Annotated in this window: 7 protein-coding genes; 1 reads left to right on the plus strand and 6 read right to left on the minus strand. The window is 28.9% G+C overall.

Annotation, left to right across the window (positions count from 1 at the left end; all coding sequences use genetic code 11):
- Positions 1–455: 455 nt before the first annotated feature.
- The 3 genes from BM384_RS14560 to deoD all read right to left on the minus strand — a co-directional run bounded on the left by BM384_RS14560 (position 456) and on the right by deoD (position 3098).
- Positions 456–1508: a nucleoid-associated protein gene (locus BM384_RS14560; RefSeq protein ID WP_090014642.1), complete on the minus strand. Its 1053-nt coding sequence runs from the start codon at positions 1506–1508 to the stop codon at positions 456–458.
- A gap of 78 nt (positions 1509–1586) precedes the next feature.
- Positions 1587–2381, minus strand: coding sequence for a class B sortase (gene srtB, locus BM384_RS14565; protein WP_090014644.1), 795 nt, complete (start codon positions 2379–2381; stop codon positions 1587–1589).
- A gap of 12 nt (positions 2382–2393) precedes the next feature.
- Positions 2394–3098, minus strand: a complete 705-nt coding sequence (gene deoD, locus BM384_RS14570; RefSeq protein WP_090014646.1) for a purine-nucleoside phosphorylase — start codon at positions 3096–3098, stop codon at positions 2394–2396.
- Between the two features lie 143 nt (positions 3099–3241).
- Here deoD and BM384_RS14575 point away from each other — a divergent pair, with 143 nt between their 5' ends.
- On the plus strand, positions 3242–3790 hold the full coding sequence (locus BM384_RS14575) for a class IV adenylate cyclase (protein ID WP_090014648.1): 549 nt from the start codon (positions 3242–3244) through the stop codon (positions 3788–3790).
- Between the two features lie 53 nt (positions 3791–3843).
- Here the strand turns inward: BM384_RS14575 and BM384_RS14580 are convergent, their stop codons facing one another.
- Genes BM384_RS14580 through BM384_RS14590 form a run of 3 tightly spaced genes read right to left on the minus strand, consistent with a single transcriptional unit; the run spans position 3844 to position 6270 of the window.
- Positions 3844–4677 carry a prephenate dehydrogenase gene (locus BM384_RS14580; RefSeq protein ID WP_090014650.1) on the minus strand — a complete coding sequence of 278 codons (834 nt, stop codon included), beginning with the start codon at positions 4675–4677 and terminating at the stop codon, positions 3844–3846.
- A gap of 15 nt (positions 4678–4692) precedes the next feature.
- Positions 4693–5706 (minus strand): 3-deoxy-7-phosphoheptulonate synthase, encoded by a 1014-nt coding sequence (gene aroF / locus BM384_RS14585; RefSeq protein WP_090014653.1) that lies wholly within the window; start codon positions 5704–5706, stop codon positions 4693–4695.
- A gap of 60 nt (positions 5707–5766) precedes the next feature.
- A complete protein-coding gene (locus BM384_RS14590; protein ID WP_090014655.1) occupies positions 5767–6270 on the minus strand; it encodes a shikimate kinase in 504 nt (167 codons plus the stop codon).
- Positions 6271–6370 lie beyond the last annotated feature (100 nt).

The raw sequence follows: 6370 nt of genomic DNA on the forward strand, positions 1-6370 counted from the left end.
ACCCTTTTTTAAAAAATATTATTTTTTAAAATTTACTTGACTATTATTAGCTGGTCTTTAATATTAATTTTATCCTAAAACAAAATACCATATTATGCTAAACTTTTTAATATTAATTATTTTTGATAAAAAATTAAATTTTTTTCAAAAGAAAATATATTCTTTATCATTTAAAAAAGGATGTATTATGAATAAATGTGATAAAATATATCAATTTTCTAACAGACATTTTTAAATAATTTTCACTTTAAATTCGTATAGTAAAGTATTACAAACAATGAAAGCTTTTAATAACTTCTAAAAAAACTATTTATCAATATAAACACGAATTTTAAACAATATCCGCCTATATTTGAATAACTAGTTTTATTAATCAATTGTTTTCGAAAAATAAGCCAAAAATAAAAAACTGACATCATTAAAATGTCAGTTTTTTAAAATTTATTTTTAAAAAGTTATTTTTCTATATAATTTACAACATGCTTAATTATCATATTGATACTTCCATCACCATTTCTTTGTATTTCAAACTTATTAGGGTCATGGTAAACATCCTCATCAATATATAAATCTATTTCTTTATCTATCTTTAGTCTTACTCTTTTAAGTTTCTTTTCAACCCATGTTTTATCAACATCAACTTCTTCTGAAACTCCTTGACTCTTTACAAAAGTTTTAAAGTCTTCCTTTGCTCCAGGCTCTGCTGAAAATAATTCACCTTTAAATAACTCTTCAGATAATTCATCAATATTAATACTATCATCATCTTTAAGTTTTGATTTTACAGCAGTTCTTATTGACTCTGCTTTAACTGCATCATTAGCATAATTCTTTCTTGTAAAACTTTCAGCTGCTTTTAAGAATGTTTTAGTCATATCTCTTTCATTAGTAATTACTGATGATCCTAAGAAACTTCCAAGAAAATAATTTGTTCCATATTCATCATCACTGCTTTTCTTTTGTTTATCAAGAACCATTAAGTTGTATCTATCATCTTCTCTTATAGGCTTAATAAAAGCAGCCTTTTGAATTCTCTGACCACTGCCAGGAAGTCCTGCTGATTGAGGAACTATTCCTATACCAATTTTTCCTCCAACGTAATCTACCTGATGTGTAAAGTTTTTAATATAATCCATTTTTAAAATTGCTATCATAGGCCCTTGATCTGTAATAATAGATGAAACTATTAAATCACAAGAAGGAATATTTATATTACTCTTCATTATTGCAAAAAGCTGTCTTGCAAGCTCCTTTGATAATCCTACTAAATCATTATCTACTCCATTTAAGTAGTCTTGAACTATTTCTTTAACAATATTTCTTTCTGAATTGAACTTTGCATATTTAAGTTCCTCATCCTTAAAGCATTTTTCAATATGTTTAAAAATAAACTTATATGTATCCTCATTTAAATCTAAATTATACTCATTTAAAATAGGTTCATCACCATTAGAATCTAAAATATGCAAAACTGCATCATTAATATTTATATCAGAAATGTAATCCATTATTTTCACCTCAACTTTTTATTGCAGACTATATTTTAGCATTGTGCTAAATTTACGTCAAAAAAATCAAGTAAAGATTTAATAATCTTTACTTGATACTAATTTTGCACATACTAAAAGTCTTCCATCATCTACATCATAATCACATGTTGATAATGTAATTATCTTATCTGTGGCTGTAAGGTCTCTACCTAAGTTGAACATTGATTTACTTTTTAATGTATTTGCATAAGATAAAAATTCGGCTTCACTTGCAAAACCATTTTGATATGAATCATTATTAGCAGTTTCATAAAATACAGAAAATACTTCATACTGCAATAATTTATCCTTTGTATTTACATAAATTGGTGTGTTTTTTGCAAAAGATTCTTCTTTAAAGTTCATTAATGAAGCAAACATACTTCCATCTCTCATGTGATGTCCATGTATTATTGTGTTTTCATCTTCAAATGGTTTTTCATTATTAGATGAAATAAAGATTGCTCCCCCGCTATTTTTCTCTTTGTCAAAGTTATGTGTTAAGTAGTAGTCATTATCAGTAGTTTGAACTACAGGATAACTTATTTCTGTATCTGGTATATAAAGCCACGCCTTAAAATCTGAATTAATAGATAGTAACTTATCATAATTCTCTTTACTAAACACAAATAAAGGCTTTGTTTTGGCTACATTATTATCACTATTATTACCACTTTCTTCACTTGGATGTGTTTCTTGTGGTGCATATTGCCTTACTATATCATAAGACTTTTTATTGTCATAATATCCTTTGAATATTCCAAATAACTTAACTGCACATACTACAAAAACAATTAACGATACATAAAATATAATTCTTCTAACTATTTCTTTTTTAGATATTCTCCCCATTTACCTTACTTCCTAACTTATTTCTAATGCTATCTCCATCATTTGAGTAAAGCTTTTTTCTCTCTCTTCTGGTGAAGTTTCTTCTCCCGTTAGCATATGATCTGAAATTGTCAAAACAGATAATGCTTCAACTCCATATTTAGCTGCAACAGTGTATAATTCAGCTGTTTCCATTTCAACTGCTAATACACCATAATCTGACCACATTGTTATGCCTTGGTTTGTATCATCATAGAATAAATCTGAAGATAATACACTTCCAACCTTAACATTTGCACCTTTTTCCATTGATTTATTGTAAGCTTTTAATAATAAATCAAAGTTAGCTGTTGGAGCATAATCTAATCCTTTAAATCTTCTTTTGTTAATTGATGAATTTGTACATGCACTTTGAGCTAATACAATATCACGAACATTAACTTTTGGGCTTATTCCACCAGCTGTTCCTACTCTTATTAATCTTTTTGCTCCATAAAATTGAATAAGTTCATTAACATATATAGAGTGAGATGGAAGTCCCATTCCTGTTCCTTGAACAGATACTCTTTTTCCTTTATATGTTCCTGTATAACCATACATTCCTCTTACCATGTTATAACATACTGCATCTTCTAGAAAATTTTCTGCAATGAATTTAGCTCTCATTGGATCTCCTGGTAAAAGTACAGTTTCCGCTATTGCTCCTTCTTCAGCCATTATGTGTAAATGTTTTGGCATAATAAATTCCTCCTGTTGTTTAAAAAATTAAGACTTTTAGTTATATTATACTAATACTTACAGAGAAATGAAAGTTAAATCACCTAATGAAAATATATATGATATAATTATGTTATCTTATGTTATGCTTTAGGAGAGATAATATGAAAGAATTAGAAACAAGAATAATTAAAATTGATGTAGCTCATATAAGAAACACTCTTACTCAAAACGGAGCTGAAAAGGTTAAAGAAGAAAATCAAATAAATGATATCTATGATTTTGAAGATGGACGTCTTTTAGCTGAAAAGGGCTATGCTAGAATAAGAACAATTGATGATTTACTTAATAAAAGAATAGTTTACTATATGACTACAAAGAAAATGCTTTCTCAAGGAAAGTTTAAAGAAATGGAGGAAAATGAAACTATAGTTGAAGATAAAAAAGCAGCTGAAGGTATATTTGCTTCACTTGGACTTGTATTAAAAGAATCTATAAACAAATATAGAGAAAGTTATAAAATACTAGATTCCCTTGTTGAAATAGATATAAATGATACTTCTTTTTGTCCATTTCCTTATATTGAAATAGAAACTGATTCTGAAGAAAAGCTTGAAAAAATCGTTAAGCTTTTAGGTTATACAATGGAAGACACAACTTCTAAAACTATTTATGAATTAGTTGCAGAAGATAAAAACACACAAGGTATTTAAAATAAAAAAATATCCATAAGTAGATTTAAACCTACTTGTGGATATTTTTTATTTTAAAGCTGTTCTCTTCGCTTTGTAGACTTTCTAAAATATTTCATAAGTTCTTCCTTATCATTATCATAGATTGCTTTTTTTATCAAATCTAATTCTAATTCAAAGTTATTTATAACCTTAAGAAGGTTATTTTTATTTCCTAGAAACAATTCACTCCATAGCTCTTCATTAATATTTGCTATACGAGTTAAATCTCTGTAACTATCACCTATGAAACTACCTGTATCTCGCCCTTCAACATCACTATTGATAAGAGCAACTGCAATAGCATGAGGAAGCTGTGAAGTAAATCCTATCATCTCATCATGACATTCAGGAGTTATTCTTCTAACCCTCTTAAATCCTATGCTTAATGCTAAATTTTCAATCTTTTTTATATTCTCTTCTTTATTGGATTCTATAGGAGTAATTATATAGTTTGCGCCTTGAAATACCTTATCCGTCGCGAAATCTATACCTTTCTTTTCTCTTCCTGCCATAGGGTGCCCAAAAACGAAATCCACATCCTTTGGAATTAATCTTTTTACTTCTTCAATAAACATGCACTTAATTCCTGTGGCATCTGTTACTATAGAACCCTTTTTGAAGTAGTCCTTATTTTTCTTAATAAAGTCTATTACTAGTTTAGGATATATAGAAATAATAACGATGTCTGCTTTTTCTAATAAGTCTTTTCCTTCTGTACTTCCTTCTTTTATTATTCCTAAATTTTTTGCTTTTTTTATTGTCTCTTCATTAACGTCTATTCCATATACTTCTTCATAGCCCGCTTTATTAAGAGCCATTGCAAATGAACCACCAACGACCCCAAGACCAACTATAACAATACTCATTGGTGAAAATTCCTCCTAAACGTGTTTTCCTTCTAATTCAGCTAATACCTTAATCTTATCCATTAATGATTTAAAGTTTTCTGGTTTTATTGATTGTTGTCCATCACATAATGCATTTGCTGGATCATTATGAACTTCTACCATAATACCATCAGCTCCAGCTGTTATTGCTGTCTTAGCCATTGGTTCAACTAAATCCCAGTATCCAGTAGCATGACTTGGATCAACAATTATAGGTAAGTGCGATAATTTCTTAATAACTGGTATTGCACTTAAATCTAAAGTGTTTCTTGTAGCTGTTTCAAATGTTCTTATACCTCTTTCACAAAGTATTACATTTTCATTGCCACCAGCCATAATATATTCAGCTGACATTAACCATTCTTGAATACTTGCAGACATACCTCTCTTTAAAAGGATTGGCTTATTAGTTTTACCTACTTGTTTAAGTAAGTCAAAGTTCTGCATGTTTCTAGCACCAATTTGAATTACATCTACTCTTTCAACAAATTCATCAAGGTAATCAGTTGACATAAGTTCTGTAACTATTGGAAGTCCAGTTTCTTTCTTTGCTATTTCTAGTAGTCTAAGACCTTCTAATTCTAATCCTTGGAATGAGTAAGGTGAAGTTCTTGGCTTGAATGCTCCTCCTCTTAAGAAGTTTGCTCCTGCAGCCTTAACATCTTTAGCTACTTGAATTATTTGCTCTTCAGTTTCAACTGAACATGGCCCTGCCATTATTCCTAAGTTTCCTCCACCAACTTTTGATCCTAAAACATCAACTATTGTTGGTTCTGGATGAAACATTTTATTTGCTTTCTTAAATGGTTCTTGTACCTTTAATATCTTTTCAACTCCATCAACTCTTAATAAAGCATCTGAATCTAATACTGATGTATCTCCTATACATCCTATAATACAATTAGTTGTTCCATTTGAAAGGTTTGTTTTTAATCCTTTCGATTCAACTAAATCCATAACTTTCTTTACTTGTGATTCCTCACATTTTGGGTTCATAATAATTATCATTTTTCTGTCCTCCTGTACTAATAAAAACTTTTTTCTATCCTACTATACTTCTTTTATATATTAACGAAAAAGCTCTCTAATCCTTGCTACACAACTTTCAATTACTTCTTCAATTAATCCATTATTAACTACTGTTATGTCTGCTGCATTTCTATAAAGTTCATGTCTTTCATCAAATAATTCATAAACTTTAGATGTACCATCTTTTAAAAGAGGTCTTGTACTTACATTCACATCCTTAACTATTTCTTCTACAGGTCTGTCTATATATAAAATTATACACTGTTTTTTTAATATATCTATGTTTATATCTTTTTTGACAACTCCTCCGCCTGAAGCAATAATTAAATTATTTTTTTTAGATAGTTCCACGCAAGCTTTTGTCTCCCATGCTCTGAAAACATCTTCCCCTTTTTCAAATAATTCAGGGATAGTTTTTCCTGCTATCTTTTCAATATATACATCCATATCATAGAAAGTTAAATTTAATTTTTTAGCGATTACTTCTCCTATGGTACTCTTACCACAGCCAGGCATCCCAATGAGTACTATATTATTCTTCACTTATTTCCGTTGCCAAAACCTTATAAAACTTTATAAAGCTTGTTTAATTCCTTATTCAACCTGTCTGATTTTGTAATGAATAAATTCATATACTACTCTC

The sequence above is a fragment of the Clostridium sp. DSM 8431 genome (assembly GCF_900116755.1).
Taxonomy (GTDB): domain Bacteria; phylum Bacillota; class Clostridia; order Clostridiales; family Clostridiaceae; genus Clostridium.

What these genes read in the sequence shown, in the direction of transcription:
- BM384_RS14560 (WP_090014642.1), bottom strand. Translation starts at nt 1,508, where the DNA reads ATGGATTACATTTCTGATATAAATATTAATGATGCAGTTTTGCATATT.
- aroF (WP_090014653.1), bottom strand. Translation starts at nt 5,706, where the DNA reads ATGATAATTATTATGAACCCAAAATGTGAGGAATCACAAGTAAAGAAA.
- BM384_RS14580 (WP_090014650.1), bottom strand. Translation starts at nt 4,677, where the DNA reads ATGAGTATTGTTATAGTTGGTCTTGGGGTCGTTGGTGGTTCATTTGCA.
- BM384_RS14575 (WP_090014648.1), top strand. Translation starts at nt 3,242, where the DNA reads ATGAAAGAATTAGAAACAAGAATAATTAAAATTGATGTAGCTCATATA.
- srtB (WP_090014644.1), bottom strand. Translation starts at nt 2,381, where the DNA reads ATGGGGAGAATATCTAAAAAAGAAATAGTTAGAAGAATTATATTTTAT.
- deoD (WP_090014646.1), bottom strand. Translation starts at nt 3,098, where the DNA reads ATGCCAAAACATTTACACATAATGGCTGAAGAAGGAGCAATAGCGGAA.